This window comes from Sphingomonas jatrophae (assembly GCF_900113315.1).
GTDB lineage: Bacteria > Pseudomonadota > Alphaproteobacteria > Sphingomonadales > Sphingomonadaceae > Sphingomonas_P > Sphingomonas_P jatrophae.
This window is the reverse complement of the sequence record NZ_FOZG01000001.1, coordinates 904,037-929,888: the sequence shown is the minus strand read 5'-3', so window position 1 is coordinate 929,888 and position 25,852 is coordinate 904,037. Positions and strand designations below refer to the sequence as shown.

At 69.1% G+C, this 25,852-nt stretch carries 24 protein-coding genes; 7 read left to right on the top strand and 17 right to left on the bottom strand.

The features are described 5' to 3' along the window. Positions 1-39: 39 nt before the first annotated feature. Both ppdK and BM360_RS04355 read left to right on the top strand, forming a co-directional pair. Positions 40-2,745, top strand: coding sequence for a pyruvate, phosphate dikinase (ppdK, locus tag BM360_RS04360; RefSeq protein ID WP_093311262.1), 2,706 nt, complete (start codon positions 40-42; stop codon positions 2,743-2,745). Between the two features lie 2 nt (positions 2,746-2,747). Next, positions 2,748-3,233: a hypothetical protein gene (locus BM360_RS04355; RefSeq protein ID WP_093311259.1), complete on the top strand. Its 486-nt coding sequence runs from the start codon at positions 2,748-2,750 to the stop codon at positions 3,231-3,233. Positions 3,234-3,352: 119 nt separating this feature from the next. Here BM360_RS04355 and BM360_RS04350 read toward each other — a convergent pair whose 3' ends face one another. The 8 genes from BM360_RS04350 to BM360_RS04315 all read right to left on the bottom strand — a co-directional run bounded on the left by BM360_RS04350 (position 3,353) and on the right by BM360_RS04315 (position 11,180). Next, complete coding sequence (locus tag BM360_RS04350; RefSeq protein ID WP_093311250.1) at positions 3,353-3,829, bottom strand: hypothetical protein; 477 nt, start codon at positions 3,827-3,829, stop codon at positions 3,353-3,355. Positions 3,830-3,946: 117 nt separating this feature from the next. Next, a complete protein-coding gene (locus BM360_RS04345; RefSeq protein ID WP_093311246.1) occupies positions 3,947-4,945 on the bottom strand; it encodes a type II secretion system F family protein in 999 nt (332 codons plus the stop codon). 12 nt (positions 4,946-4,957) lie between these two features. Next, positions 4,958-5,938, bottom strand: coding sequence for a type II secretion system F family protein (locus BM360_RS04340; RefSeq protein ID WP_242653311.1), 981 nt, complete (start codon positions 5,936-5,938; stop codon positions 4,958-4,960). A gap of 41 nt (positions 5,939-5,979) precedes the next feature. Beyond that, entirely contained in the window at positions 5,980-7,251 is a 1,272-nt protein-coding gene (locus BM360_RS04335) for a pilus assembly protein CpaE (protein ID WP_093311243.1), read from the bottom strand. Position 7,252: 1 nt separating this feature from the next. Next, positions 7,253-7,909 carry a CpaD family pilus assembly lipoprotein gene (locus tag BM360_RS04330; RefSeq protein WP_093311240.1) on the bottom strand — a complete coding sequence of 219 codons (657 nt, stop codon included), beginning with the start codon at positions 7,907-7,909 and terminating at the stop codon, positions 7,253-7,255. 20 nt (positions 7,910-7,929) lie between these two features. Then, a complete protein-coding gene (locus tag BM360_RS04325) occupies positions 7,930-9,606 on the bottom strand; it encodes a type II and III secretion system protein family protein (protein WP_207544526.1) in 1,677 nt (558 codons plus the stop codon). A gap of 1 nt (position 9,607) precedes the next feature. Beyond that, positions 9,608-10,663 carry a Flp pilus assembly protein CpaB gene (gene cpaB, locus BM360_RS04320; RefSeq protein ID WP_093311237.1) on the bottom strand — a complete coding sequence of 352 codons (1,056 nt, stop codon included), beginning with the start codon at positions 10,661-10,663 and terminating at the stop codon, positions 9,608-9,610. 49 nt (positions 10,664-10,712) lie between these two features. Beyond that, positions 10,713-11,180 carry an A24 family peptidase gene (locus BM360_RS04315; RefSeq protein ID WP_093311234.1) on the bottom strand — a complete coding sequence of 156 codons (468 nt, stop codon included), beginning with the start codon at positions 11,178-11,180 and terminating at the stop codon, positions 10,713-10,715. Positions 11,181-11,232: 52 nt separating this feature from the next. On the opposite strand from BM360_RS04315, the gene BM360_RS04310 reads away from it, so the two are divergent. Both BM360_RS04310 and BM360_RS04305 read left to right on the top strand, forming a co-directional pair. Then, positions 11,233-12,150, top strand: coding sequence for an alpha/beta hydrolase (locus BM360_RS04310; protein ID WP_093311232.1), 918 nt, complete (start codon positions 11,233-11,235; stop codon positions 12,148-12,150). Continuing rightward, positions 12,147-13,223 (top strand): NAD(P)/FAD-dependent oxidoreductase, encoded by a 1,077-nt coding sequence (locus BM360_RS04305; protein ID WP_093311229.1) that lies wholly within the window; start codon positions 12,147-12,149, stop codon positions 13,221-13,223. The genes BM360_RS04310 and BM360_RS04305 overlap by 4 nt, the downstream gene beginning before the upstream one ends. A gap of 37 nt (positions 13,224-13,260) precedes the next feature. Here the strand turns inward: BM360_RS04305 and BM360_RS04300 are convergent, their stop codons facing one another. From BM360_RS04300 to glpD, 3 genes are all read right to left on the bottom strand, one after another. Further along, positions 13,261-13,731, bottom strand: a complete 471-nt coding sequence (locus tag BM360_RS04300) for a hypothetical protein (protein ID WP_131819178.1) — start codon at positions 13,729-13,731, stop codon at positions 13,261-13,263. Positions 13,732-13,917: 186 nt separating this feature from the next. Then, entirely contained in the window at positions 13,918-15,363 is a 1,446-nt protein-coding gene (glpK, locus tag BM360_RS04295) for a glycerol kinase GlpK (protein ID WP_093311223.1), read from the bottom strand. Then, positions 15,364-16,776: a glycerol-3-phosphate dehydrogenase gene (glpD, locus tag BM360_RS04290; RefSeq protein ID WP_093311220.1), complete on the bottom strand. Its 1,413-nt coding sequence runs from the start codon at positions 16,774-16,776 to the stop codon at positions 15,364-15,366. It abuts the gene before it with no gap. Between the two features lie 51 nt (positions 16,777-16,827). On the opposite strand from glpD, the gene BM360_RS04285 reads away from it, so the two are divergent. Continuing rightward, the gene (locus BM360_RS04285; protein WP_093311217.1) at positions 16,828-19,104 is read left to right on the top strand and encodes a ribonuclease R family protein; all 2,277 of its coding nucleotides are present in this window, start codon (positions 16,828-16,830) and stop codon (positions 19,102-19,104) included. Positions 19,105-19,182: 78 nt separating this feature from the next. After that, positions 19,183-19,746: a DUF4142 domain-containing protein gene (locus tag BM360_RS04280; protein ID WP_093311213.1), complete on the top strand. Its 564-nt coding sequence runs from the start codon at positions 19,183-19,185 to the stop codon at positions 19,744-19,746. Between the two features lie 65 nt (positions 19,747-19,811). On the opposite strand, the gene dcd is transcribed toward BM360_RS04280, so the two are convergent. From dcd to BM360_RS04265, 3 genes are read right to left on the bottom strand one after another with little or no spacing between them, the layout of a single operon-like run. After that, positions 19,812-20,366, bottom strand: coding sequence for a dCTP deaminase (gene dcd, locus BM360_RS04275; RefSeq protein WP_093311211.1), 555 nt, complete (start codon positions 20,364-20,366; stop codon positions 19,812-19,814). A gap of 3 nt (positions 20,367-20,369) precedes the next feature. Further along, entirely contained in the window at positions 20,370-20,837 is a 468-nt protein-coding gene (locus BM360_RS04270) for a cytidine deaminase (protein WP_093311208.1), read from the bottom strand. After that, the gene (locus BM360_RS04265) at positions 20,830-21,351 is read right to left on the bottom strand and encodes a UPF0262 family protein (RefSeq protein WP_093311205.1); all 522 of its coding nucleotides are present in this window, start codon (positions 21,349-21,351) and stop codon (positions 20,830-20,832) included. The genes BM360_RS04270 and BM360_RS04265 overlap by 8 nt, the downstream gene beginning before the upstream one ends. Before the next feature lie 150 nt (positions 21,352-21,501). Here BM360_RS04265 and BM360_RS04260 point away from each other — a divergent pair, with 150 nt between their 5' ends. Beyond that, the gene (locus tag BM360_RS04260) at positions 21,502-22,983 is read left to right on the top strand and encodes a replicative DNA helicase (protein ID WP_093311203.1); all 1,482 of its coding nucleotides are present in this window, start codon (positions 21,502-21,504) and stop codon (positions 22,981-22,983) included. A 9-nt stretch (positions 22,984-22,992) separates the two neighbouring features. On the opposite strand, the gene BM360_RS04255 is transcribed toward BM360_RS04260, so the two are convergent. The 3 genes from BM360_RS04255 to BM360_RS04245 are packed head-to-tail and all read right to left on the bottom strand — an operon-like array spanning position 22,993 to position 25,820. Further along, positions 22,993-23,751, bottom strand: coding sequence for a phosphoadenylyl-sulfate reductase (locus BM360_RS04255; protein ID WP_093311200.1), 759 nt, complete (start codon positions 23,749-23,751; stop codon positions 22,993-22,995). Then, complete coding sequence (locus BM360_RS04250) at positions 23,744-24,199, bottom strand: DUF934 domain-containing protein (RefSeq protein ID WP_093311197.1); 456 nt, start codon at positions 24,197-24,199, stop codon at positions 23,744-23,746. The genes BM360_RS04255 and BM360_RS04250 overlap by 8 nt, the downstream gene beginning before the upstream one ends. After that, complete coding sequence (locus tag BM360_RS04245) at positions 24,192-25,820, bottom strand: nitrite/sulfite reductase (RefSeq protein WP_093311195.1); 1,629 nt, start codon at positions 25,818-25,820, stop codon at positions 24,192-24,194. The genes BM360_RS04250 and BM360_RS04245 overlap by 8 nt, the downstream gene beginning before the upstream one ends. Between the last annotated feature and the right edge of the window lie 32 nt (positions 25,821-25,852).

Below are 25,852 nucleotides of genomic sequence, written 5' to 3'. Positions count from 1 at the left end.
GCTATGCAGCAACGTGACGACACGAACGGGAGACTTCGGATGGCGACGCTGGCGGCGGAGAATGGTGGCGGCACGGGCACCGAGCCGCGCTATGTCTATCGCTTCGGCGGCGGCGTTTCCGATGGCGGATCGGGCGACCGCAACCTGCTGGGCGGCAAGGGCGCGAACCTGGCCGAGATGGCGTCGATCGGCCTGCCGGTGCCGCCGGGCTTCACCATCTCCACCGAGATGTGCACCCGCTATTACGAGGAAGGCCAGCGCTTCCCGGAGTCGCTCCGCACCGAAGTGGCGAACGGTATCGCGCATATCGAGGGGATCACCGGCAAGAAGTTCGGCGATGCGGCCGATCCACTGCTCGTCTCGGTTCGCTCGGGCGCGCGCGCGTCGATGCCGGGCATGATGGACACGGTGCTGAACCTCGGCCTCAATGACGCCACCGTCGTCGGGCTGGCGCAGGCATCGGGCGATGCGCGCTTCGCGTGGGACAGCTATCGCCGCTTCATCCAGATGTATTCGGACGTGGTGCTGGAACTGGATCACGGCGCGTTCGAGGAAGCGCTGGAGATCGCCAAGGAGGACAAGGGCTACAGCCTCGACACCGAGCTGTCGGCCGAGGACTGGCAGGGGCTGGTCGACCAGTACAAGGCGATCGTGCAGGAGCAATGGAACAAGCCGTTCCCGCAGGACGTGCACGAGCAGCTGTGGGGTGCCGTGGGCGCGGTGTTCGGCAGCTGGCAGTCGGAGCGGGCCAAGGTCTATCGCCGGCTGCACGACATTCCGGGTGCGTGGGGCACGGCGGTGAACGTGCAGGCGATGGTGTTCGGCAACATGGGCGACACCAGCGCCACGGGCGTCGCCTTCACGCGCGATCCCTCGACCGGCGAGCGGGCCTATTATGGCGAGTATCTGATCAACGCGCAGGGCGAGGATGTGGTCGCGGGCATCCGCACGCCGCAATATCTGACGTTGGCCGCGCGCGAGAAAGCGGGCGCCAAGCCGCTGTCGATGGAAGAGTCGATGCCCGAGGTCTATGGGCAGCTCGCCAAGGTGTTCGACCTGCTCGAGACGCATTACCGCGACATGCAGGACATCGAGTTCACGGTGCAGCAGGGCAAGCTCTGGATGCTCCAGACGCGCGCCGGCAAGCGCACCGCCAAGGCGGCGCTGAAGGTGGCGGTGGACATGGCCGAGGAAGGCCTGATCACGCGCGAGGAAGCGGTGGCGCGGGTCGATCCGGCGGCGCTGGACCAGCTGCTCCACCCCACGCTCGACCCCAAGGCACCGCGCGACGTGATCGCCAAGGGGCTGCCGGCCTCGCCCGGTGCGGCGAGCGGCCTCGTCGTGTTCGATGCGGACACGGCGGAGAAGCGCGCCGAGATGGGCGATGCGGTGATCCTGGTGCGCACCGAGACTTCGCCCGAGGACATTCACGGTATGCACGCCGCCAAGGGCATCCTGACGGCGCGCGGCGGCATGACCAGCCACGCCGCCGTGGTGGCGCGCGGCATGGGGCGGCCGTGCGTCTCGGGCGTCGGCACGCTGGCGATCGACGCCAAGGCCAAGCGCTTCAAGGTGGGCGGCCGCGAGGTGAAGGAAGGCGACACGATCACCATCGACGGATCGACCGGCGAGGTGATGCTGGGCTCGGTCGCGACGGTGCAGCCCGAACTGGCGGGTGACTTCGGCGTGCTGATGGAATGGGCCGACGGGGTCCGCCGGCTGAAGGTGCGCGCCAATGCGGAGACGCCGCTCGATTGCGAGACGGCGCGTTCGTTCGGAGCGGAGGGTGTGGGCCTGTGCCGGACCGAGCATATGTTCTTCGATGCCGACCGCATCACCGCGGTGCGCCAGATGATTCTGGCGGAGGACGAGAAGGGCCGCCGGGCGGCGCTGGCCAAGCTGCTGCCCGAGCAGCGGGGCGATTTCACCGCCATCTTCCGCATCATGGCGGGCCTGCCCGTCACCATCCGCCTGCTCGATCCGCCGCTGCACGAATTCCTGCCGCATGCGGAGGAGGAGTTTGCCGAGGTGGCGGCGTCGTCCGGCGTCGGCGTGGAGACGCTGAAGCGCCGCGCGGCGGAGCTGCACGAGTTCAACCCGATGCTGGGCCATCGCGGCTGCCGGCTGGGCGTGACCTATCCCGAAATCTACGAGATGCAGGCCCGCGCCATCTTCGAGGCGGCGCTGGACGTGGCGGCGGAGACGGGCGAGCCGCCCATCCCCGAGGTGATGATCCCGCTGGTCGCGACGCGGCGCGAGCTGGAGCTGATGAAGGCGATCGTCGACAAGGCGGCGGCGGCGGTGTTCGCCGAGCGGGGCCGCGACATCGCCTATCTGGTTGGCACGATGATCGAGCTGCCGCGCGCCGCGCTCAAGGCAGGCGAGATCGCCGAGGTGGGCGAGTTCTTCTCCTTCGGCACCAACGACCTGACGCAGACGACGCTAGGCGTCAGCCGTGACGATGCGGGCCGGTTCCTGACGACCTATGTCGATCAGGGCATTTATTCCAAGGATCCGTTCGTCAGCCTTGATGTCGAGGGCGTTGGCGAGCTGATCGAGATCGCCGCCGAACGCGGGCGCAAGACGCGCGCGGGGATCAAGCTCGGCATTTGCGGCGAGCATGGCGGCGATCCGGCGTCCATCGCCTTCTGCGAGCGGACGGGCCTCGATTACGTCTCCGCCTCGCCCTACCGCGTGCCGATCGCGCGGCTGGCGGCGGCGCAGGCGGCGCTCGCGGCGCGGTAAGCGTGCGGCGGGGGCTTCGCCTGCTGGCGGTCGCGCTGCTGCCAGTGGCGGTGGCGGCGTGCGGCGGCGGCAACTCACCCGTCGGCAATGCCGCGGTGGAGGTGGGGGACCTCGATGCGGTCGCCACTGCGGGGCCGACGGTGGCCGAGGTGCTGGCGCAGGGCAACGACACCGTCGCGCCGACGCCGCGCCCCGACACGTTCGATCATCTCGGCCGCTGGGCGGTGAATGCGGCGGCGTGCCCGACGCGCTTCTGGCGGTTTACCGCGGAGGGAGCGGCGGACGATGCCGGCACGAGCTGCCGGGTGACGGAGGAGGGGCCGGTCTCCGCCACGTCGAAGAAGCTGGCGCTGCGCTGCACGGACGAGGGCATCCAGACGATCGAAAGCTGGGCGCTCAACCTGCACACGGACGGCACGATGGGCGTCTCCCGCACCGAAGGCGGCAATGGCGTGCCGCGGACGGTGACGTTGCGGCGATGCGGGTGAGAGCCCGGACTTAAGTGAGTCACCTTCGTGCTCGCTGAGCGTGGCGAAGGACGGTGATCCCTCGTCGGAGCCGGTGGCCCAGCGTACCGGCCAGCTCAGTAGCAGCGGAGATCAAACGCCTACCTGAAGGTGCGGCGGTGGCCCTCATGGTCGCCGGCGCGGAGCATGGCGGCCTGTTCGCGCCAGCGTTCGCGGGCGATGAGGCCAGGGGCGAGGCCGAGCCGGCCTTCGAGGGCGGCTTCGTCCGCCGGAGTCAGCCGTTCGATGTCGCGAAAGCCGTGGATGCCGGCATCGTTCAGGCGCGTCTCCTGCGCATGATCGACACCGCGGATCAGCGACAGATCGTCGCGGCGGCCGTGGACCGCGGCGGCGATGCCGCCTGCCGTGCCGACGCCGACGGGGGCGTGCCGCTCAAGCTCGGCGATGCGGGTGTTGGCGGCGGCGATGCGCGCCTCCTCCGCCTCGCGCCGCGCGCGCTCTTCCTCATAGGCGCGGCGCCAGCGGCCGCCGCCGTTGCGCGACAGCAGGCCGAGCAGCCAGCCGAGCACCAGCACGAGCGCGAGGATCGCCCACTGGTTGGTGGTGAAGGCGGGCATGGCGGGCACTCCCTTGTTGTGGGAGCGTAACGGCGGGGCGGGGTGCGTGTTCCGCGAGGCGGTCTGCGGTGCGTTCGCTTGGTCCCTCTCCCGCTTGGGCGGGAGAGGGACCCGGGCCTACTTGCCGACGAAGTTGTCGCTGATCGAGCAGGCCGCCGGGCCGAGGATGACGATGAACAGCACCGGCAGGATGAACAGGATCAGCGGCACGGTCATGATCGCAGGCAGGCGCGCGGCCTTTTCCTCGGCGCGCATCATCCGCTCGTTCCGGAACTCGGCGGAGAGGACGCGCAGCGCTGAGGCGAGCGGGGTGCCGTATTTCTCCGTCTGGATCATGGTGGTGACGACGCCGCGCACCGCCTCCAGATCGATCCGCTGCGCCAGATTTTCGAAGGCGGCGCGGCGATCTGTGAGGAAGCCGAGCTCGATCGCGCACAGGGCGAATTCGTCGCCGAGCTCGGGATAGGCCTTGCCCAGCTCACGCGCGACACGGTGGAAGGCGGCGTCGACGGTAAGGCCCGCCTCCGCGCAGATCACCAGCAGATCGAGCGCATCGGGGAGGCCCTTGCGGATCGCGGCCGAGCGCTTCGTGATCTTGTTCTTCACGATGATGTCGGGAAGCTTGTAGGACAGGATCAGCGCGCCGGCGGTGACGATGTAGCGCTTCATCGCGCTCCATTCGGGGAACCAGTCGAGCACGTAGACGCCGAAGATGACGAAGCCGCCGATCACGATCGGCAGCACCAGCCGGCCGAAGATCACCTTGATCGCCGCATCCTTGGAGCGGATGCCCGCCTGCGCCAGCTTGATCTGCGCGGTCTTGAGCTGCGAATCCTGCAGGACCTTGAGCGACGACAGGACGGAACGCATCCGGTCGGTCGTCTGGTTGGTGGTGGTCAGTTTCGCGCGGCGCTTGGAGGTGGAGGCGGTGATGCCTGCCTTCAGCTGTTCGCGCCGCTCGTTCAGCGCCTTGAGGCGGCCTGCCATCGGATCGCGCACGGTGGTGACGGCGTAGATGGCCAGCATCAGCGCGAAGGTGGCGACCGCGACCAGGCCGGTCGCGACCATGTAGACGTCGATGCCGAGGAGGGTCGGGCCGGGCGCGGACGGGTTCATGCGGCTGATCCCTCAGATCTCGAAGTTGATCATCTGTTTCATGATGTAGGCGCCAATCCCCATCCAGATCAGGCCGCCACCGCCGGTGATGATGAGGCGTTCATCGCTGAAGAACTTGCCCATATATTCCGGGTTGATCCACATGATCATGCCGAAAACCATGAAGGGCAGCACGCCGATGATGTAGGCCGATGCCTTGGATTCCGAGGACATCGCCTTGATCTTCAGCTTCATCTGCGCGCGCTTGCGCAGCACGTCGGCAAGGTTCGACAGCGTTTCGGCGAGATTGCCGCCGGTCTCGCGCTGGATGGCGAGCGTGATGACGAAGAACTGGAATTCGGGCGTGCCGAGCCGGTCGGACGTTTCCTGGAGCGCGGCCTCCATCGTGCGGCCGATCTTCATCTTGTCGGCCACGGCACGGAATTCGATGCCGACAGGGCCGGGCACTTCCTGGCCGACCACGCCGAGCGTCTCGGAGATGGGCAGGCCCGAGCGCAGGCCGCGGACGAGCAGCTCGATCGCGTCGGGGAACTTGGCGTTGAAGGCGGCGACGCGGCGATTGATGAAGCTGCCGACCACCATGTGCGGCAGGCCGAGGCCGACGAAAAGGCCAAGGAACAGCGACAGGAGCAGCGGCAGGCCCTTCAGCCATGCGGCAAGCGCGACGAGCACGACCAGCCCGAGCGACACCATCGCATATTGGCCGAACGTCCATTCCTTGCCGGTCTGGTCGAGCCGCTTCTGCAGGACGGCGGGATTGGGGATGAACGAGGCGAAGGCATCGTCCAGCTTCGTCTCGCGCTGCGAGGTGATGCTGCGGATCTGCGCCTCGACCGTCGCCTGCCCGCCGCCGGTGTGTCGGCCGCGCACCGCGACCAGCCGGCGATCCTGCGCCTTGGCGGCCGAAGGGCCGGAGAAAGCGGCGATCAGCAGCGCGAGCATGCCGAACACGCCCGCGCCGAACAGGATCATCGGCAACATCTGATCGCCCATGGGATCAGTCCTCCTTTCGGCGCGGCGGCACGCTCATCGCGTCACGCCACTTTCTTCTTGCTTGGCAGCAGGCCCTTGATCTCGCCAAGCTTGCCCAGCAGCGAGCGGCCGCCCACGCGCGCGCCGACCGCCTCGTCATCCACCGTGGCGAGGAGCTGTGCGGCGAGGTCGGCAAAGGCAAGGCCGGGCTTCTGCCCCTTGGCCACTTCGGCGAATGGCTTGCCGAGCTTCGCCGCCTGTTGCGCCAGCTTGCCGTCGAACGGCACGACGAGATCGACCTTGCGCTCGATCGACGCCTCGAAATCCTTGCGGCTGATCTCGGTCTGGCCGTTCGGCACCTTGTTGGCGAGAACGATCAGGCGGGCCTGCGGCGCGCTGGATTTCAGCCAGGAGAGGATGCGGATCGAATCGCGCGTCGCGGCAAGCGTCAGCTCCGTCACGACGACGACGGCCTGCACCTCGTTCAGCAGATGCGGGTGGACGACCAGCTGGCTGCGCGGCAGATCGATGACGGTGCATTCGAACGCGCCCTTGAGCTCGTCCTGAAGCTGGAAGAAGGCGGCGCCGTCATGCATCAGCGGGGCGCTGATCGGCGCCTCGGCGGAAAGGACGGCGAGCTTCTCATTGGCCTTCACCATCGCGCGCTCGAGGAAGAGCCCGTCGATGCGGCTGGGATTCTCGATCGCGTCGGTCAGGCCGCGGCCGGGCTCAAGATCGAGGTTCAGCGCGCCGGTGCCGAAATGCACGTCGAGGTCGAGCAGCGCGGTGGTGCGGCCATGCTTCTCGCCGAACATCCACGCGACCGATGCGGCGATGGCTGATGCGCCGACGCCGCCACGCACGCCGATCACGGCCGTCATCAGGTGCGGCCGATCCGATGCGCCGGTGTCACCATGGCGGGGGCCGGCGATCGTCATCTGCGCCTGCGCGATGGCATCGCGCATCTGATCGGGCGAGAAGGGTTTCAGCAGGTAATCCTGGATGCCCGAGGCGACGAGATCGCGGTAGAGCCGCACGTCGTTGACCTGGCCGGCGGCGATCACGACGGTGCCCGGCTCGCACACTTCGGCGAGCGCGTTGATGTCGTTCAGCGGATCGCCGCTTTCGGACAGATCGACGAACAGGATGTTCGGGCTGGCCGAGACGGACAGTGACTGCACCGCATTGCGCAGGCCGCCGCGGACGATCTTCTCATGCGCCCAGCCCATTTCTGAGACGACCGGCTTCAGCAGCTCGGCCGTCGCCTCGTCGCAGACATAAGCGGTGAAGGGCTCACGCGTGGCGAGGCCGCGCGGATTGAAGGGTGCGTTCATCTCAGCGGCCTCCTGCGCTGCCGGCGGATTCCTGCTTGAGCGCGCCACCGGCCCCCGTCGGCGGCGCTTCGCGATAGGCCTTCAGCGCCCGGGCGCTGGCGCGCGCGTCCGGCCCGCCCGACTGGCCGTCACGGCCGCGCAGCAGATCCTGCGGATCGGCGACCATCGCGGCGAGATTGCCGTTGGTCGCGCAGCCATAGCTGGCGGAGGTCGAGCCGGCGAAGTTCGGACCGGCAGAGTCGCGCCAATCCGGGCAGCCCGGCACCGCGGCGTTGCTGCGGCTGACCACGACGCGAACCATGCCCGGCGGCAGCGCGCCTTCGGTAACCGGTGCGGTATCGCCGAGCAGCAGGCCGTGGCGCGCTGCCGCGGCGGCAACCGCCTCGCGAGCCGCGCCGCCGCCGCCCTGCACCCCATCATCGACGGTGATGCGATCGCCATAGCCGAGGCGCAGCGCCTCGAACCAGCCGACCAGACGTGCCTCCTCGCCCGGCGCGAGGCCGTAGCCGCCCGCTGCCAGATCGAACACGTAATCGGTGCGCTGGACGACCGGCTGGTGGACCGACTCCAGCCCGCGATTGACGGGGCCGCAGGCGGACAGCGCCAGCAGGGCTGCGGGCGCGGCGAGAGCGAGGCGGATCGAGGCGGTGCGGCGCATGGATGATCTCCGGGAGCGCATCAGAAGGAGAAGCCGGGGGCGGGGGCCTCACCCTGAGGCCGGGCGGCCGACGGGGCAGAGGCAGCCGGCGGCGTCGCGGTGGTGGGTGCGCCATCGGCGCGCTGGGTGACGGGCGGCGCCATCGTCGGCACCGGCCGCTGCTCACCCGTGCGGCCGTCATTGGATTGGCCGAGCAGGATGCGCTGCGCATCCGTCGCCGCCTTGTAGCCGTCGGTCGGCAGCTTGATCGCCGAGGCGTCCACCGGCTTCACCAGATAAGGCGTCACGACGATGACGAGCTCGGTCTCCTGCCGGCGGAAGCTGTTGGAGCGGAACAGCGCGCCGATGATCGGCAGGTCACCGAGGCCCGGCGCCTTGTCGATCGAGTTGTTGTGCGCATTCGACAGCAGGCCGCCAATCATGAAGCTCTGACCGGAGCCGAGCTCCACCGTGGTCTCCGCCCGGCGCGTGCTGAGGCCGGGGATGGTGAAGCCGTTGAGCGTCACCGATCCGGCGGTGGTCAGCTGCGACACTTCCGGGCGGACGCGGAGCGAAATGCGGCCGTCCGAGAGGACGAAGGGCGTGAAGGCGAGGCTGACGCCATATTGCTTATACTCGACCGACACCGCACCGAGGCCCTGGCTCTGCGGGATCGGGATCTCGCCGCCGGCCAGGAAGCTGGCCGTTTCGCCCGACAGAGCGGTCAGGTTCGGATTGGCGAGCGTGGTGACGAGGCCGTTATTCTCGGCCAGATCGATCACCGTCGCGAGATCGAGGCCGAGCAGCTTGCCCGCCAGCGCGATGTTGGTGCGGCCCGCGCCCTGGCCGAGATTGGACAGGTTATACTCGGCGCCGCTGTTCGGCAGGATGAAGCTGTTCGTCGCGGGATTGAACGGCAGGCTGAGCGAGCCCGCGGGCAGGCCGAAGCTGGCCGACGCATCGAGCGTGGGGAAGCCGGCGACGCTGCGATTGGCGATCGAGCCGAAATTGCGGCCCTGCGCGATGCCGAACAGGAAGCCCCCGGTCGTGTCGCGCGACAGGAGGTTCGCACCCACCTGCTTGACGAAATCGCGGCTGACCTCGGCGATCTTGACCTGGAGGTTGACCTGGAGCGGCGTGGCCGACTTCAATCGGCTGACCACCTGCACGCCCTCGCCCACGAACGCCTGGGCGAGGCGCGTCGCTTCCGCCACGTCATCCGGGCTGGCGACGGTGCCGGTGAGCAGCACCACGCCGTTCATCGGCGTGGCCGTGATCGTCGCCTCGGGCATGGCCAGCTTCAGCATCGAGCCGACCGAGGCTATGTTCTGGCCGACGCGAACGGTGGCCGACCAGACGACGCTGCCGGCACGATCCGTGGCATAGACCGTCGTCTCGCCCGCACCCTTGCCGAAGACGTAGAGCTGGCGGTTGGACTTCACCTGCACATCTGCCACGCCCTCATTGGCGACGAACAGATCGGTCATGGTGCCGGGCAGGTTGACCAGCTGACCGCGGCCGATGGAGAGCGTCACCGTCTCCTGCGGGGCGGGCAGCGCGCGCGGCCGGGCCGGGGTGCTGGCGGTGGAGCGCTTCACCGGCGCGGCGAGCGCGGGTTCGGCGGGGGCCATGGCGAGGCCGGCGGCGAGTGCGGCGGCGAGCGCGGTGCCCAGTGCCGAATGCGCGGCGACGCTGCCGGAAACGTTGGTCAGGCGCATCTCACTTACCCCCCGTGACGGGAATGACGGTGACGTTGTTGCCGCGGGCGATCCGGACGACCGGGCCGCGGGGGATCATCGGCGCGCTGCCGTCGGGGCCGACCGCGGCGGGCGCAGCGGGAGCGGCCATCGGCACCCCGGCGAAGGCGGGGGCGGACCGTTCGGCCGAGCGGCCGGGGACGGAGGAGCGCTGGAAGCGCGACACGTCGGCCCCCGTGGCGTAGCTGCCGCCGCCGTCGATCGGGCGCGAGGCGACCTCGAGCAGCATCTTCTTCTCGGCCCTGGGATCGTCCGTCTCGGGCACCTTGACGTCGCCCGCGGCGATGGCGGCCTCCAGCTCGGCCGTGTTGTCGGCAAGCGGGCGAAGCGCGAGGCTGAGCGTGCCGACCGACTGGGCGACGGCGATCTTCTCGGCGATGCGAGGCGTCACCTCCAGCGTGACCGTGGAGAAGGTGGCGACGACGGATTTGCCGTTCTCATCCACACCCTTTTCTGTACGCTGATCGGTGGCGAGAACACGCAAATTGCGCATGATCGTCTCGGTCGCCTTGAGCGCCGGGCCGTCGCCGCCGCCCTGCACGTCGGAGGACAGCATCAGGTCCACCCGGTCGCCCGGGAAGACGAAGCCGGCATTGCCCGCCTGGTTGGAAACCGAGATGGTGATCGCCCGCATGCCAGGCCCGAGCGCCGCGGCGAGGAAGCCGCGATCGCCCGGCTTCACCAGCGATCCTTGCGTGATCGGCTGGCCGGCGGTGATCTCGGTGCGGACCACGGTGCCTTGGAGCGAGGCGGCATCGCTCTCACCCTTGATGAAATAGGCCTGCTGGACGAGATCCTTCGGCCAGGGCTGATATTTCAGGCTCTCCGGCCCGATGATGGTGCCGACGGGCAGCGGCCGCGTGGCGACCAGCACCTCGGGCCCGGTGGGCACGGCATCGGCAGGTGCCGCCATCGCCTCGGGCGCGGCGGCTCCGGCGAACAGGCTGCGGGCCATGAAGGCGGACACGCCCGCCATGACGAGCGCGCCGATCAGCAGAACCAGTTTCTTGACATCCATGGCGTGAACCGCCCCCTTTGGAATCGGCGCTACTTGCGCTTGTTCGCAGTCATGCGACCGGAGTGGTTAAAATCTGGTTCGTCACCACCCAGGCGGCGGCTGCGGCGATTGCGACACCATAGGGCACTTCGGGCCGACCCTCGGCGCGGCGCCAGCGGTGCAGCACCAGCATCCAGATCGTCAGCACACCGCCGACCACCGCCATCAGCCACAGCATGTCGAGGAGCGGCAGCGGCGCCAGCCACAGCGCGATCGCGGCGAGCAGCTTCACATCGCCGCCGCCCATCATGCCGATCGCCCAGGCGCCGGTGAAAACGAGGAAGACGATGAGCGCGGTGAGCAGCCGCATTCCCACCTCCGACCAGAGGGCGAGCCCGTCCGCCCACCACCACAAGGGGGCGGCGAGCGCGATGACGAGGACGATCCAGTTCGGGATCTCGCGGGAGCGGATGTCGCCCCACGCGGCATAGCCAAGCAGCAGGACGAGCCCTGCGCCGATGATCGAGGTCGCCACCATGGGGCGTGCGCACTAGACGGCAAGGCTTGCAAAACCGTAACCGGCGATAACCATGACGGCCGCTTCAATCCCGTTCGATCGCCGGGCCATCCCGAAAGGGGTGGAGGTGAGCGACCACGCCTGCGCCGACGGCTGGCGGCTGCGGCGGCTCGACTGGCCCACGGGCGGCGCGGGCGACCGGCGGCTCCTGTTCCTCACCGGACGTGCGGATTTCGCCGAAAAGTATCTGGAGGCGATGGCGCACTGGCAAGCGCGCGGGTGGCGCGTGACGAGCTTCGATTGGAGGGGGCAGGGCGGATCGCGCCAGCCGGGGCAGAACGAGGCGGCGCTGGACGATCTGCTGGACGATCTCGACGGGTTCGTCACCGGCTGGATGGCGGAGGGGCAGGCACCCGCGGCCGTGGTGGCCCATTCGATGGGCGGGCACCTGACGTTGCGGCTGATGCTGGAGCGCGGCTGGCGGCCGGCCGCGGCGGTGCTGGTGGCGCCGATGCTGGGGCTGGCGGCCGGGCCGATCCCGCCCGCGCTGGCGCGCGGCATCGCGGCGGCGGCGGTGCGGCTCGGCCTGGCGGAGCGGCCGATCGTGAGCGACCGCGGCCGGCTGCGCGAATCCCTGCTCACGAGCAGTGCCGAGCGGCTTGCAGACGCGACATGGTGGCGCGACGCCAATCCCGGCTATTCGGTGGGGCCGCCGCGCTGGGGCTGGCTGGATGCGGCCTTCCGCTCGATCGCGGCGCAGGAGGCGGCGCTGGCGGCGCTGCCGGCGGATCTGCCGCCGATGCTGGTGCTGACCGCGGGGCGCGAGCATCTCGTGTCGAACAAGGCGGTGCGCGCGGCGGCGGCGCGGGTCGGCGCGACGATCCGGCACTTTCCCGGCGCGCGGCACGAGATACTGCGCGAGGCCGACCCGATCCGCGATGCGGCGCTGGCGGCGGTGGACGGCTTCCTTGACGCGGCGGTGGCGGCATGAGGACGGACATCGCCATCATCGGTGCGGGGATTGCTGGCGCAACGCTGGCGGCGGCGATCGGTGAGCGGGCGCGTGTCGTGCTGCTCGAGGGCGAGGCGCAGCCGGGCTATCACTCGACCGGCCGCTCCGCCGCCTTCTGGAGCGAGACCTATGGCGGCCCGGCGATCCAGCCGCTGACCAGCGCGTCGGGGCCGCTGCTGGCGCCCTGGCTGGGCCCGCGCGGTGGGCTGCATCTGGGGCGGCCAGCCGAGAGTGCTTTATTGGACGCGATGCAGGCGGAATTCCCGGCGGTGCGGCTGGAGCGGGTGGATCCGCAATGCATCATCCCCGGACTGCGCGGTGACTATCCGCACGGCCTGGCCGAGCCCACCTGCGCGGACATCGATGTGGCCGGGCTGCATGCGGCGGCGCTGAAGGCCGCCAAGGGCGCGGGTGCGGTTCTGTGGTGCGACGCGTGGGTGACCGGGCTGATGCGCAACGGATCGGCGTGGGAGATCGCGCTGGCGGACGGGCGCACGCTGGTGGCCGACACCGTCGTCAATGCGGCGGGGGCGTGGGCGAGTGCGGTGGCGGCGATGGCGGGGGCGCAGCCGATCGCGATCCAGCCCTATCGGCGGACAGTGGTGCAGCTGGAGGTCGATCCCCCCGCACCGCCCGACCTGCCGCTGACGATGGACGTCGCCGGCAGCTTCTACTTTAAGCCGGAGGCCGGCGGGCGGCTGTGGCTGTCGCCGCATGACGAGAGCGCGACCGACCCGTGCGATGCAGCGCCTGACGAGCTCGACGTGGCGCTGGCGATCGACCGGCTGGAGCGCGCGGTCGACTGGCGGATCGTGAAGCGGGAGCGGGCGTGGGCGGGCCTGCGCTCCTTCGCGCCGGACCGCGTGCCGGTCTATGGCTGGGACGGCCGGGCACCGGGCTTCTTCTGGTATGCGGGGCAGGGCGGCTTCGGCATCCAGACCGCGCCGGCCGCGGCGATGATCGGCGCGGCACTGGTGCTGGGCGAAGGGCTGCCTGAGCCGGTGAGCGGGATCGACGTGGCGCGCTACGCACCGGAGCGTTTCGGTCGGTGAGGTCCCGGGCCGGGGCACTGCCCCGGCCCGGCCCGGATCAGTAGGCCGAGGTGCGCGCCTGCGTCGAATTGTGGCCGCCGGCGCGATAGAGGATCTCGCGCGCGCGATCGGCATCGATGTCCGACCCGCCGACCGTCACCACGACGCCGCCATCCTTCATGCGGCTGCCATAGTAATCGGCATCTTCGTGGCTGACACCATGCTTGGTCAGCACTTCGTTGAACGTGCCGGTAAGCGCGCCGAGGCCCGCGCCGATCGCCATCGCCTCGGGCACTGCCGATGCGGCGATCGCACCCGCCGCCGCCAGCGGGCCGACGCCCGGGATCGCCAGCGCCGCAACGCCCAGGCCGGCGCCCAGCGCGCCGCCGCCGAGGATGCCGCGCAGGACGTTGCGGTGATGCTCGTCCGTGATCTCGCCCTCGCCGGACGTCGCCGTCGTGGTGCCGCCATGGTGGGCGATGATCGAGAGATCCGTATCCCTGACGCCCGCCGACCGGAGCTCGGACACTGCACGCTCTGCTTCCGCATGAGAATCGAAGATCGCCGATGCGTGAACCATGGTAATTCCTCTCGGTTGAGCCACTTAAGCGCGGCTGCGGCCACAACAGAGCCGCTCCGGACCCGTTCCTTGCTAAATGCAGGTTGAATGGCCGGCGCGTCGAGTGGAGCCCGAACCGGGCCAAACCGGAAAGGTCTAAAGCAGCGCCCGCTGCAGCGCATCGCGCCAGCCGGAGAGCAGACGATCGCGATGCGCGTCGTCCATGCGCGGTTCGAACCGGCGGGCGGCGGACCAGCAGCCCTCCAGCGCCGCTGTATCTGCCCAGATGCCGCTGGCGAGACCGGCGAGCCAGGCGGCACCCAGCGCCGTCGTCTCGGTGCAGGCGGGCCGCTCGACCGGCACCTCCAGCATATCGGCGAGGAACTGGGCGAACCAGTCGTTCGCGGCCATGCCGCCGTCGATGCGGATGGCGGTGGGGCGCTCCGCCATGGCGTCGGTCAGGTCACGCGTCTGGAAGGCGATCGATTCCAGTGTGGCGCGGACGAGGGTGGCGGCGGAGCTGTCGAGCGTCAGGCCGGAGATCAGGCCGCGGGCATGCGGCGCCCAGTGCGGCGCGCCGAGGCCGACGAAGGCCGGGACGAGGACGACGCCATGATCGTCCGCCACCTGCGCGGCGAGCGTGGCGCTCTCATCCGCCGCCTCGATCAGGCCGAGCTTGTCGCGCAGCCACTTCACCGCCGCACCCGCAACGAAGATCGAGCCTTCCTGCGCAAAGGCGCGCTCGCCGTCGATGCGGCAGGCGGGCGTGGCGAGCAGGCGATCCTCGCCGATCACCGGCGCGTCGCCCGTATGCGCGAGCAGGAAGCAGCCGGTGCCGTAGGTGGACTTGACCATGCCGGGCCGGAAGCAGGCCTGGCCGACCAGCGCCGCCTGCTGATCCCCCGCCATGCCGCAGATCGGCAGCGTTCGGCCGAACAGGCCGGTCTCGCCGAACAGCTCGGCATTGCCGCGCACCTCGGGCAAGAGCGCGCGGGGCACGCGGAACAGGCGCAACAGATCGTCGTCCCAACAATCGCGCACGATATCGTAGAGCAGGGTGCGCGCGGCGTTGGTGACGTCGGTGGCGTGGACGCGGCCACCCGTCAGGCGCCAGAGGAGGAAGCTGTCGACCGTGCCGGCGGCAAGCTCTCCCGCCTCCGCGCGGGCGCGGGCGCCCTCGACATGATCGAGCAGCCAGGCGAGCTTGGTGGCGGAAAAATAGGGATCGAGCAGTAGCCCGGTTTTGGCGCGGACCGCGGGTTCTACACTCTCCTGGCGCAACGCCTCGCACGTGTCGGCGGTGCGGCGATCCTGCCAGACGATGGCATTGTGCAGCGGGCGGCCGGTGGCGCGATCCCACAGGATGATCGTCTCGCGCTGGTTGGTGATGCCGATGGCGACGACCTGATCGTCCAGCACCTCGGCGATCACCTCCTGCGTGTCGCGCCAGATGTCCTCGGGATCATGCTCGACCCAGCCCGCGCGGGGATAATGCTGGCGGAACTCGCGCGCGGCGGTGCGCAAGGGGCGGCCGGCTTCGTCGAAGACGATGGCGCGGGTGGAGGTGGTGCCCTGATCGAGACTGAGGATGTGCCGCGCCACTTATCCCTCCAGCACCGCGGCGACGCGCGCCGCCGTATCGGCTCCGGTGTGTAGCCCGATCTTGGTGCGGCGCCAGAGCACGTCGTCGGGCGTCCGCGCCCATTCGTGATCGCGCAGATAGCGCACCTCGCCGGCGGTAAGGCCGCCGCCCAGCTCCTCGCCGAGGCCTCGGCCGATCACGGCGGCCAAGCGACTGCCATAGGCACGGGCCATGCGCAGGCTGCGCGCTTCGCCAAGCGCCGGCCATCGAGTGCGGACCTGCTGAAGGAAGGCGTCGAACGGCATGCCGAGATCGCCGCCGGGCAGGATCGCGCTCCGTGTCCAGCCCTTGCCCCAGCCGAGCCGGTCCACGGCCGCCTCGGCGAGCGCGCGTGCGGTGGTGATCTTGCCGCCAAAGACGGAGAGGAGCGGGGCGCCCTCGTCATCCAGCTCCAGCCGGTAGTCGCGGGTGACGGTCTGTGCGGTGGAGCGGCCGTCGTCGTGGAGCGCGCGGATGCCGGCAAAGCGGTGGCGCACGTCGGCGTGGCTGAGCGGTCGGGCGAGCCAGCGGTTGGCGGCGGCGAGGAGATAGGCGACCTCCGCGTCCGAGGCGGTGGCGTCGGCGGGATCGTCGACGGGCGTATCGGTGGTGCCGATCAGCGTCAGATCGCGCTCGTACGGGATGGCGAAGACGATGCGGCCGTCGGGCTGCTGGAGGAGATAGGCGTCGGTCTGGCCGGGCAGGCGCGGCACGACGATGTGGCTGCCGCGGACGAGACGGACGTGCGAGCCTGCGTTGCGGCGGAGGCGCGCGCGCAGCACGTCCTCCACCCACGGCCCGGCGGCATTGACCAGCGCACGGGCGCGGACCTGCTCGCCATTCGCCAGCGTTGCGGTCCATGCATCGCCCTCGCGGACGGCGGAGGCGAGGCGGCTGCGGGTGCGGATCTCCGCCTTATGCTGCGCAGCATCGAGGGCGTAGAGGATGACGAGGCGGGCATCGTCCACCCATGCATCGGAATAAGCATGGCCGCGCGTCAGCCCGCTTTTCAGCGGCGGGCCGAGATCGACGCGGGCGGCGCGCGGCAAGGCGGTTCCCCAGGCGAGCGTGTCGTAGAGGAGCAGCCCGGCGCGGATCATCCAGCCGGGGCGCGTGCCGGGCGCCTGCGGCAGGACGAAGCGGAGCGGGTAGATGAGGTGGGGTGCGGCGCGGAGCATCACGTCTCGCTCCACCAGTGCCTCGCGCACCAGCCGGAGATCGAACGTCTCCAGATAGCGCAGGCCGCCATGGATCAGCTTGGTGGAGGCCGACGAGGTGTGCGAGGCGAGATCGTCCGCTTCGACCAGCAGGACGGAGCGCCCGCGCCCCGCCGCGTCGCGCGCGATGGCCGTGCCGTTGATGCCGCCGCCAATGACGAGAAGGTCAAGCATCATTCGCTCCGCCCGGGCGAGACATAGCAGGCTCGGCACCCTATCTGTCCTGTCATGCCTCGCTCAACGCCCGGACTGCCGACACGGCAGCAGATCCTAGACTTCATCGCACAATCCGACGTGCCCGCGGGCAAGCGCGAGATTGCACGCGCCTTCGGCCTGCATGCGCAGGACAAGATCGCGCTGAAGCAATTGCTGAAGGACATGGCCGATGAAGGGCTGATCGACTCGGCGCCCGGCCGCGCCTTCCACAAGGCGGGCGGCGTGCCGAAGGTGACGGTGCTGCGGATCGTCGACGTGGACGATGGCGGCAACGTCTTCGCCGTGCCCGAGCGGTGGGAGGCGGAGGGCATTCCGCCGCCGCGCATCCGGGTGGTGGAGCGGCGCGGCGCCAAGGGCAGCGCGCTGGGCGCCGGCGATCGCATCCTCGCGCGGACGGAAGAAGCGGGCCAGGGCTGGCGCGCGCACCCGATGAAGAAGCTGGCGCGCGGCGAGGAGCTGGTGCTGGGCGTGCTGCACCGCGAGGGCGACAGGCTGTGGCTCAAGCCCGTCGACAAGCGCGAGAAGCGCGACTGGATGGTCTCCGACGCAGGCGAGGCGGGGGCGGGCGATCTCGTGCTGGCGGAGAAAGCGGGGCGGCCGCCGCGCGTGACGCTGCGCGTGACCGAGCGGCTGGGCGATCCGTTCGCGCCGCGCAGCTTCAGCCTCGTCGCGATCCACAAGCATGGCATCCCCGACGTCTTCTCCGAAGACGCGCTGAGCGAGGCGGCGGAGCGGGCGAAGCTGCCGCTGGGCGAGGGACGTGAAGATTTGCGGCACCTGCCGATCGTCGCGATCGATCCCGCGGATGCGCGCGACCATGACGATGCGGTCTGGGCGGCGGCGGACGAGGACCCCGACAATGCAGGCGGCTTCGTCGCTATTGTCGCGATCGCGGACGTCAGCTTCTACGTGCGGCCGGGCGGCGCGCTGGACCGCGAGGCGCGCAAGCGGGGCAACAGCGTCTATTTCCCGGACCGCGTCGTGCCGATGCTGCCGGAAGTGCTCTCGGCGGACGTCTGCTCGCTAAAGGAGGGCGTGGATCGAGCGGCGATGGCGTGCCACCTGAAGGTGTCGCCCAAGGGCAAGCTGCTGTCGTGGCGCTTCTCGCGTGCGCTGATCCGGGTGGCGGCGAACATCGCCTATGAGGATGCGCAGGCGGCGGTGGATGCGGCCACCGCGGCCGAAATAACGGTTCGCCCGAACGGCGTGGACGTGGCGCTGGTGCAGGAAGCGCTCCTGCCCCTCTGGGCATGCTGGCGCGCGCTGCTCGCCGGGCGGGAGGCGCGCGAGCCGCTGGAGCTGGACCTGCCCGAGCGGCGCGTGGTGATCGACGAGACCGGCCGCATCCTGTCGGTGGCCCCCCGCGAGCGGCTGGATGCGCACCGGCTGATCGAGGATTACATGATCGCCGCCAACGTTGCCGCCGCCAAGGCGCTGGAGGCGAGGAAGGCGCCCGTCATGTACCGCGTGCATGAGAGCCCGAGCCGCGAGAAGCTGGTGGCGCTTAAGGATTATCTCGACACGTTCGGCATCAGCTTCGCACTCGGCCAGGTGGTGAAGCCCGCGACGTTCAACCGGCTGATCGAGCGCATCGACGACGAGGCGATTCGGCCGCAGATCATGGAGCAGGTGCTGCGCAGCCAGACGCAGGCTTATTATGCGCCGGTCAATGCCGGGCACTTCGGGCTGGCGCTCGGCAGCTATGCCCACTTCACCTCGCCGATCCGCCGTTATGCCGATCTGATCGTTCACCGCTCGCTGGTCGGCGCGTACGGGCTGGAGCCGGCGGTGCAGCAAACGCGGCTGAGCGATGCGGATGCTGAGCGGATGACGCCCTTGGGCGAGGCGATCAGCGCGGCGGAGCGGCGTGCGATGGAGGCGGAGCGCGAGACGGTCGATCGTTATGTCGCGGCCTATCTCGCCGCGCATGTCGGCGAGCTGATGGAGACGCGGATCACGGGCGTCCGCGATTTCGGCTTCTTCGCGACGGTCGAGGGCTTTGGCGGCGACGGGCTGGTGCCCGTCTCGACACTGGGGGCGGAGCGCTTCCACTTCAACCAGAAGGGCAATGCGCTGGTGGGTGAGGCGACGGGCACGCGCTTCGCGATGGGCGACCGCATGAAGCTGCGGCTGGCGGAGGCCAACCCGATTTCGGGCGCGCTGCGCTTCGAACTGCCCGACGGCTCGGAAGGCGGCGACGAGCGGCCGCGTACCGCCCACAAGGATCGACGCGTGCCGGGCAAGCGCGGGCGGCCGGCCAACATCCGGCATCAGGGGAGAAGACGTTAACGCATGCGTAATGAGCGGAACGCCCGGATCGCCTCGCCGTTTGGCCGCGGCAATCTGTCGTAACGGAGTGAACCTCAAATGATCCGCACGTTCCTTGCCGCGAGTGCGCTCGCCCTCGTCGCTGCGCCGGCCTTCGCGCAGGACATGGCCGCCAGCGGCAGCATGACCGCGTCCGATGCGGGCATGGCCCCGCTGACGGGCGTGTCGGCTACCGATTATGTCAAGATGGCGGCTGACAGCGACATGTACGAGATCCAGTCGAGCAAGCTGGCGCTCAGCCGGTCCAAGCGCGACGACGTGAAGGCGTTCGCGCGCGAGATGATCGCCGATCACACTATGACGTCCAAGTCGCTGATGGCGGCGCTGAAGAATGGCGACCGCACGATCGCCAAGCCGGGGACCAAGCTGTCGTCCGACAATGCCGCCAAGATCGCGCTGCTGAAGAAGGCGCCGAAGGAGGGCTTCGACACGATGTACCTGCAGCAGCAGATGCAGGCGCACCAGACGGCGTGGGCGCTGCACAAGGGCTATGCCACGGACGGCACCGATCCGGCGCTGAAGCAGGTCGCCTCCACCGCGGTGCCGGTGATCGAGCGCCACCTGATGCACGCCAAGCAGATGGTGCCCGCCGGCGCCATGTAAGCTGACAAGAGGGGCGGAGCCTGACCGGCTCCGCCCTCATCAACGTGGTTCAGCGTGGTCCCGGTCTAGAGCCGCGGAAGGGTGACGCCGCGCTGGCCCATATATTTGCCCGCCCGGTCCGCATAGCTGACCTCGCACGGCTCGTTCCCCTGCAGGAACAGGAACTGGCAGGCGCCCTCATTGGCATAGACCTTGGCGGGGAGTGGCGTGGTGTTGCTGAACTCCAGCGTGACGTGGCCCTCCCAGCCGGGCTCCAGCGGGGTCACGTTCACGATGATGCCGCAGCGGGCATAGGTGGATTTGCCGAGGCAGATCACCAGAACGTCGCGCGGCACGCGAAAATACTCCACGGTTCGGGCGAGCGCGAAGCTGTTGGGCGGGATGATGCAGCAGTCGGTCTTGCGATCGACGAAGCTGTTCTGCGCGAAATCCTTCGGGTCGACGATGGCGTTGTCGACATTGGTAAAAATCTTGAACTCGTCCGCCACGCGCGCGTCATAGCCGTAGGAGGACAGGCCGTAGCTGATGCAGTTGTCGCGGCGCTGCGCCTCGACGAACGGCTCGATCATGCCGTGCTCGAGCGCCTGCTCGCGGATCCAGCGGTCGGATTGGATGGCCATGGCTCAGCCGATCCCCAGATCGCCGGGCCCGAAGGCGTGTGGCAGCAGTGCGGAGGCGAGATGCCGCTCGACCGAGCCGCCCGTGGCGTCGCCGCAATAGACGACGATGTCGCGGCCGCCGAGCGAGGCGGCTTCATGGATGATCTGGCGGCAGCGCCCGCAGGGGCGGACCGGGCCGACGCTGGTCAGCCCGTCCGAGGCCATCGCCCCGCCGACCACACCGACCGCGACGACATCGCGCAGCCGTCCTTGCGCATTGGCGGCGGCAATCGCCACCGTTTCAGCGCAGAGCGACAGGCCGTAGCTGGCATTCTCGAAATTGGTGCCGGTGACGATGCTGCCATCGGCCAGCAGCAGCGCCGCGCCCACGGCGAAGCGCGAATAAGGCGCGTGCGCGTTGCGCGCGGCGCCCAGCGCCTCCCCGATCAACAGTGCAGCGCCAACATCTTCGTGCGCAAGTGCCTCAGCCAACGCTGTCCCCCCGGATGTGCAGCACGCAGATTAGCGTGAACAGTCGCCGTGCCGTGTCGAAATCCACCTCGATCTTGCCTTCCAGCCGTTCCATCAGCAGCTCCGCCGCCTGATTGTGGACGCCGCGCCGGGCCATGTCGATCGTCTCGATCTGCTGCGGACCGGCCTGGCGGATCGCGGCGAAATAGCTATCGCAGATCGCGAAATAATCCTTGATCGGCCGGCGGAAGCGACCGAGCGCGAGGATGAGGGTCTCCAGCCGCTCGCCCGTATCCGCCGCGATGTCGAGCGCCAGCCGCCCCTCCTCCACCCGCAGCGTCAGCCGGTAGGGGCCGGCATAATCGTGCGGATAGGGGCGGCAGGGCGCAAAGTGATTGGCCTCGAGCAGATCGAGGATGGCGATGCTTCGTTCCTGCTCGATATCGGCCGAGCGCGCGCCGATCGATCCCTCGTCCAGCTCGACGGCGACGAGGCGCGGATCCGGTGGGCGGACGGAGGAGGCGGGTTCGGCCATGGCTTGCCCGCCGGATACCGGCTCACGCGGGCGAAAGCGAGGGGTGGGCCGGGGCGGACCGCTCCCTGACCATCCACAGGTTCGGCGCTTAGCTGTGGATGATGTGGATGCGGGCTTGAGCATGGGCGCCCGGCGGCCGATGATAGGCGCATGCTGAAGCCCGTCCCCCCCGTTCCGGCGCCCGCCGACGCGCCCGTCCTGCCGCACAATCCGGTGGCCGAGGCCGCTCTGCTGGGCGCACTGATGCTCGACAACCGGCTGGTCGAGGACGTGCAGGTGAAGCTTCGCGCCGACCATTTCCACGATCCGCTGCACGGGCGCATCTACGAATCCATCCTGCGACTGGTGGATCGCAACATGATCGCCAACCCGGTGACGCTCCGCCCCCAGTTCGAGGCGGACGAGGCGATGCGCGTGCATGGCGGCCCGGCCTATCTGGCGCAGCTGACCGGGTCGGGCGCGGCACTGGTCGGCGCGCGCGACTTTGCGGCGCAGATCTATGATCTGGCGCTGCTGCGCGCGCTGATCGGCGTCGGGCGCGAGATGGTGGAGGATGCGCTCGACACCTCCGAGTCGATCGACCCCAAGGCACAGATCGAGGCGGCCGAGGTCGCGCTCTACAAGGTGGCCGAGCAGGGCGGCGGCGAGGGATCGACCAAGAGCTTCGCCGCGGCCACGCGCATGGCGGTGGAGCAGGCGGAGCGGGCGCTCAACAGCGGCGGGCATCTGTCGGGCATCACGACCGGCCTCGATTCGGTGAACGGCAAGATTGGCGGCCTGCACAATTCGGACCTGATGATCCTCGCCGGGCGACCGGGCATGGGCAAGACCTCGCTCGCCACCAACATCGCCTTCTCCGCGGCGCAGCGTTTCCTCCGCGACAAGGAGGACGGGATCGATCCGGCCAAGTCGGTCGGCGCGCCGGTCGCCTTCTTCAGCCTGGAAATGAGCGCGGACCAGCTGGCCACGCGTATCCTGTCCGAGCAATCGGGGATCAGCTCGGAAAATTTGCGCATGGGCAAGATCAGCCAGGCGGACTTCCGCAACTTGGCACGTGCGGCGGCGGAGCTGGAGTCGCTGCCGCTCTATATCGACGATACGCCGGGCCTGACCATCGCGGCGCTGCGCACGCGCGCGCGGCGGCTGAAGCGGCAGCGGGGCATCGGCTTCATCGTGGTCGACTATCTTCAGCTGCTGCAAGGGTCGGGCAACAGCCGCGACGGCAACCGCGTGCAGGAAATCTCGGAAATCTCGCGCGGCCTGAAGCAGCTGGCCAAGGAGCTGCACGTCCCGGTGATGGCGCTCTCCCAGCTCAGCCGTGCCGTTGAGCAGCGCGAGGACAAGCGCCCGCAGCTGTCGGATCTGCGCGAATCGGGCTCGATCGAGCAGGACGCGGACATGGTGATGTTCGTCTATCGCGAGGATTACTACCTGCAGGGACGCGAGCCCTCGGTCGACGACGTGGCGGCTTATGAGAAGTGGCAGTCGGACATGAACCGCGCCTTCGGGCTCGCCGAGCTGATCGTCGCCAAGCAGCGCCACGGCGCCACGGGCAAGGTGAAGCTGAAGTTCGAGGCGCGGACGACCAAGTTCACCGACCTGGCCGAGGGCAGCGGCTACGAGGCGCTGTAGCGCCGCGCGTCAGAAGCTCGGCTGGTCCGCGTCGCTCAGGGGCACGTGGATACCGCATTCCACCTTGTCCCACCCGCGCCAGCGGCCGGCGCGCGGGTCTTCGCCGGGCTTCACCTTGGAGGTGCAGGGCTGGCAGCCGATGGAGAGATAGCCCTCGGCCTCGAGCGGGTGGCGCGGCAGATCGTGCTCGGCGAAATAGGCGTCGAGATCGGCCTTCACCCAATCGCCGAGCGGGTTCACCTTGAGGCGGCCTTCGTCCAGCTCGAACCGCGGGATGGACTGGCGCGTCTGCGACTGGAAGGCCTTGCGGCCGGAGATCCAGCTGTCCAGCCCCTGCTTGGCGCGTGCCATCGGCTCCACCTTGCGGATCGCGCAGCAGCCGTCCGGATCATAGGACCAGCGCAGCCCCGCCTCGTCCTTCGCCGCCAGCACGGTCTCGTCCGGCGCAACCACGCTGCCATTCGGCATGCCGAGCCGGGTAAGCAGCGTCTCGCGATAGGCGAGCGTTTCGGGGAACATCTTCAGCGTGTCGATGAAGATGACCGGCGTCTCCGGCGCGACCTCGGCGACGAGGGCGAGCAGTACCGCGCTCTCCGTGCCGAAGGAGGAGACAATGGCGGTGCGGCCGAGCAGCCCTTCGGCGAAGAGCGTGCGGAGCATGGTGTGCGTGTCGACCCCGGCAAAACGGGCGTTGAGCGCATCGACATCAGCCTGCGTGAAGGCGGGCGCGAGATCGAGCAGGTCGAGCTTGCGGGCGGCCTCAGCCATGACGCAGGGCCCAGACGGGGCGGCGCGCATCCGCTGCCTTCTGATAGACCGCGGTGTAGCGCGACAGCGCCTCGGCCAGCGTCTTGGCATCGACGGACGCCTCGGGCGCGAAGCTATCGAAGCCGCAGCGCAGCATCAGCGGGATCTGATCGACCAGCACGTCGCCCTGTGCGCGCAACTCCCCCGTATAGCCGGCCTCGCGCAGGATGCGGCCTGCGGAATAGCCGCGGCCGTCGCGGAACTTGGGAAAGGCGACCTCAACCAAGGCAAGCCGATCGATATGCGGCAGCAGCGCGCGGGCATCCTCGTCCGATTCCAGCCGCACGGCTGTGGCGTTGGATTGGCCGAGGAACGAATCGAGCGTGACCGCCGGCTCCTCGTGCGGCTCGTCATTGCGGAAGCGGAGCTTCGGCTCGCCGCCAATGTCGCTCTGGTCCGGATCAGCCATAGATCGCCTCCTTGAACGGCGCCATGCCGACGCGGCGATAGGTGTCGAGGAAACGCTCGCCCTCGGTGCGGAGCGAGCGGTATGTGTCGACAGCGCGCTCGATCGCATCGACCACGCCGTCCTCATCGAAGCCCGGCCCGGTGATTCGGCCGAGGCTCGCATCCTCCGCCGCCGAGCCGCCGAGCAGCAGCTGGTAATTCTCGACACCCTTACGGTCGACGCCGAGGATGCCGATGTGGCCGGCGTGGTGGTGGCCGCAGGCGTTGATGCAGCCGCTGATCTTCAGCTTCAGCTCGCCCAGATCGTGCTGGGTTGCGGCGAAGCGCTGCGAGATCTTCTGCGCGAGCGGGATCGAGCGGGCATTGGCCAGCGCGCAATAATCGAGGCCCGGGCAGGCGATGATGTCCCCGATCAGGTCGAGGTTCGGCGCGGCGAGTCCGGATGCGTCGAGCGCCTGCCACACGGCGTAGAGATCCGCCTTGCGGACGTGCGGCAGGACGACGTTCTGCGCATGGGTGATGCGCAGCTCGTCCAGGCTGTAGCGCTCGGCGAGATCGGCCATCAGATCGATCTGGTCGGCAGTGGCATCGCCCGGAATGCCGCCGGTCGGCTTCAGGCTGATGGTGACGACGGCATAGCCAGGCGCCTTGTGCGCGGACACATTCTGATCGAGCCAGACGGCGAAATCGGGATCGCTGCGGTCGATCGTGTCGCTCAAGCCCGTCTCGAACGCAGGCGGCGCGAAGAAGGCGGCGATCCGCTCGAACTCGGCCGCGGGCGCGTCGAGGCCGAGCGTCTTCACATGCGCCCATTCTTCCTCGACCTGTCGCGCATATTCGGCGGCGCCGATCTCGTGCACCAGGATCTTGATGCGGGCCTTGTAGATGTTGTCGCGGCGGCCGTAGCGATTGTAGACGCGCAGGCACGCTTCCATGTAGCTGAGGAAATCAGCCTTGGGCAGGAAGTCGCGGATCACCGGCGCCACCATCGGCGTGCGGCCCATGCCGCCGCCAACGAACACGCGGAAACCGACCTCGCCTGCGTCGTTGCGATGCAGCTGGAGCCCGATATCGTGCAGCTTCACCGCCGCGCGATCCTCCTCAGCACCGATCACGGCGATCTTGAACTTGCGCGGCAGGTAGGTGAATTCGGGGTGGAAGGTGCTCCACTGGCGAAGCAGCTCGGCCCAGGGGCGCGGATCCTCGACTTCGTCCGCGGCGGCACCGGCGAACTGATCCGACGAGATGTTGCGGATGCAATTGCCGCTGGTCTGGATGGCATGCATCTCGACCGTGGCAAGCTCGGCCAGGATGTCGGGCGCCTCGTCCAGCTTGATCCAGTTATACTGGATGTTCTGGCGCGTGGTGAAGTGACCGTAGCCCTTGTCATACTTGCGCGCGACGTGCGCCAGCATCCGCATCTGCGTCGCGTTCAGCGTTCCATAGGGGATAGCGACACGCAGCATGTAAGCGTGGAGCTGGAGATAGAGGCCGTTCATCAGCCGCAGCGGCTTGAACTGATCCTCGCTGATCTCACCCGCCAGACGGCGGCGCACCTGATCGCGAAACTCCTCGACGCGGGCGTCGACGATCGCCTGATCATATTCGTCGTACTTATACATCGCGGGCGGCTTTCAGAACGGGCAGGTTCGGG

What these genes read in the sequence shown, in the direction of transcription:
- ppdK (WP_093311262.1), top strand. Translation starts at nt 40, where the DNA reads ATGGCGACGCTGGCGGCGGAGAATGGTGGCGGCACGGGCACCGAGCCG.
- BM360_RS04350 (WP_093311250.1), bottom strand. Translation starts at nt 3,829, where the DNA reads ATGCCCGCCTTCACCACCAACCAGTGGGCGATCCTCGCGCTCGTGCTG.
- BM360_RS04345 (WP_093311246.1), bottom strand. Translation starts at nt 4,945, where the DNA reads ATGAACCCGTCCGCGCCCGGCCCGACCCTCCTCGGCATCGACGTCTAC.
- BM360_RS04340 (WP_242653311.1), bottom strand. Translation starts at nt 5,938, where the DNA reads ATGGGCGATCAGATGTTGCCGATGATCCTGTTCGGCGCGGGCGTGTTC.
- BM360_RS04335 (WP_093311243.1), bottom strand. Translation starts at nt 7,251, where the DNA reads ATGAACGCACCCTTCAATCCGCGCGGCCTCGCCACGCGTGAGCCCTTC.
- BM360_RS04330 (WP_093311240.1), bottom strand. Translation starts at nt 7,909, where the DNA reads ATGCGCCGCACCGCCTCGATCCGCCTCGCTCTCGCCGCGCCCGCAGCC.
- BM360_RS04325 (WP_207544526.1), bottom strand. Translation starts at nt 9,606, where the DNA reads ATGCGCCTGACCAACGTTTCCGGCAGCGTCGCCGCGCATTCGGCACTG.
- cpaB (WP_093311237.1), bottom strand. Translation starts at nt 10,663, where the DNA reads ATGGATGTCAAGAAACTGGTTCTGCTGATCGGCGCGCTCGTCATGGCG.
- BM360_RS04315 (WP_093311234.1), bottom strand. Translation starts at nt 11,180, where the DNA reads ATGGTGGCGACCTCGATCATCGGCGCAGGGCTCGTCCTGCTGCTTGGC.
- BM360_RS04310 (WP_093311232.1), top strand. Translation starts at nt 11,233, where the DNA reads ATGACGGCCGCTTCAATCCCGTTCGATCGCCGGGCCATCCCGAAAGGG.
- BM360_RS04305 (WP_093311229.1), top strand. Translation starts at nt 12,147, where the DNA reads ATGAGGACGGACATCGCCATCATCGGTGCGGGGATTGCTGGCGCAACG.
- glpD (WP_093311220.1), bottom strand. Translation starts at nt 16,776, where the DNA reads ATGATGCTTGACCTTCTCGTCATTGGCGGCGGCATCAACGGCACGGCC.
- BM360_RS04285 (WP_093311217.1), top strand. Translation starts at nt 16,828, where the DNA reads ATGCCTCGCTCAACGCCCGGACTGCCGACACGGCAGCAGATCCTAGAC.
- BM360_RS04280 (WP_093311213.1), top strand. Translation starts at nt 19,183, where the DNA reads ATGATCCGCACGTTCCTTGCCGCGAGTGCGCTCGCCCTCGTCGCTGCG.
- dcd (WP_093311211.1), bottom strand. Translation starts at nt 20,366, where the DNA reads ATGGCCATCCAATCCGACCGCTGGATCCGCGAGCAGGCGCTCGAGCAC.
- BM360_RS04265 (WP_093311205.1), bottom strand. Translation starts at nt 21,351, where the DNA reads ATGGCCGAACCCGCCTCCTCCGTCCGCCCACCGGATCCGCGCCTCGTC.
- BM360_RS04260 (WP_093311203.1), top strand. Translation starts at nt 21,502, where the DNA reads ATGCTGAAGCCCGTCCCCCCCGTTCCGGCGCCCGCCGACGCGCCCGTC.
- BM360_RS04255 (WP_093311200.1), bottom strand. Translation starts at nt 23,751, where the DNA reads ATGGCTGAGGCCGCCCGCAAGCTCGACCTGCTCGATCTCGCGCCCGCC.
- BM360_RS04250 (WP_093311197.1), bottom strand. Translation starts at nt 24,199, where the DNA reads ATGGCTGATCCGGACCAGAGCGACATTGGCGGCGAGCCGAAGCTCCGC.
- BM360_RS04245 (WP_093311195.1), bottom strand. Translation starts at nt 25,820, where the DNA reads ATGTATAAGTACGACGAATATGATCAGGCGATCGTCGACGCCCGCGTC.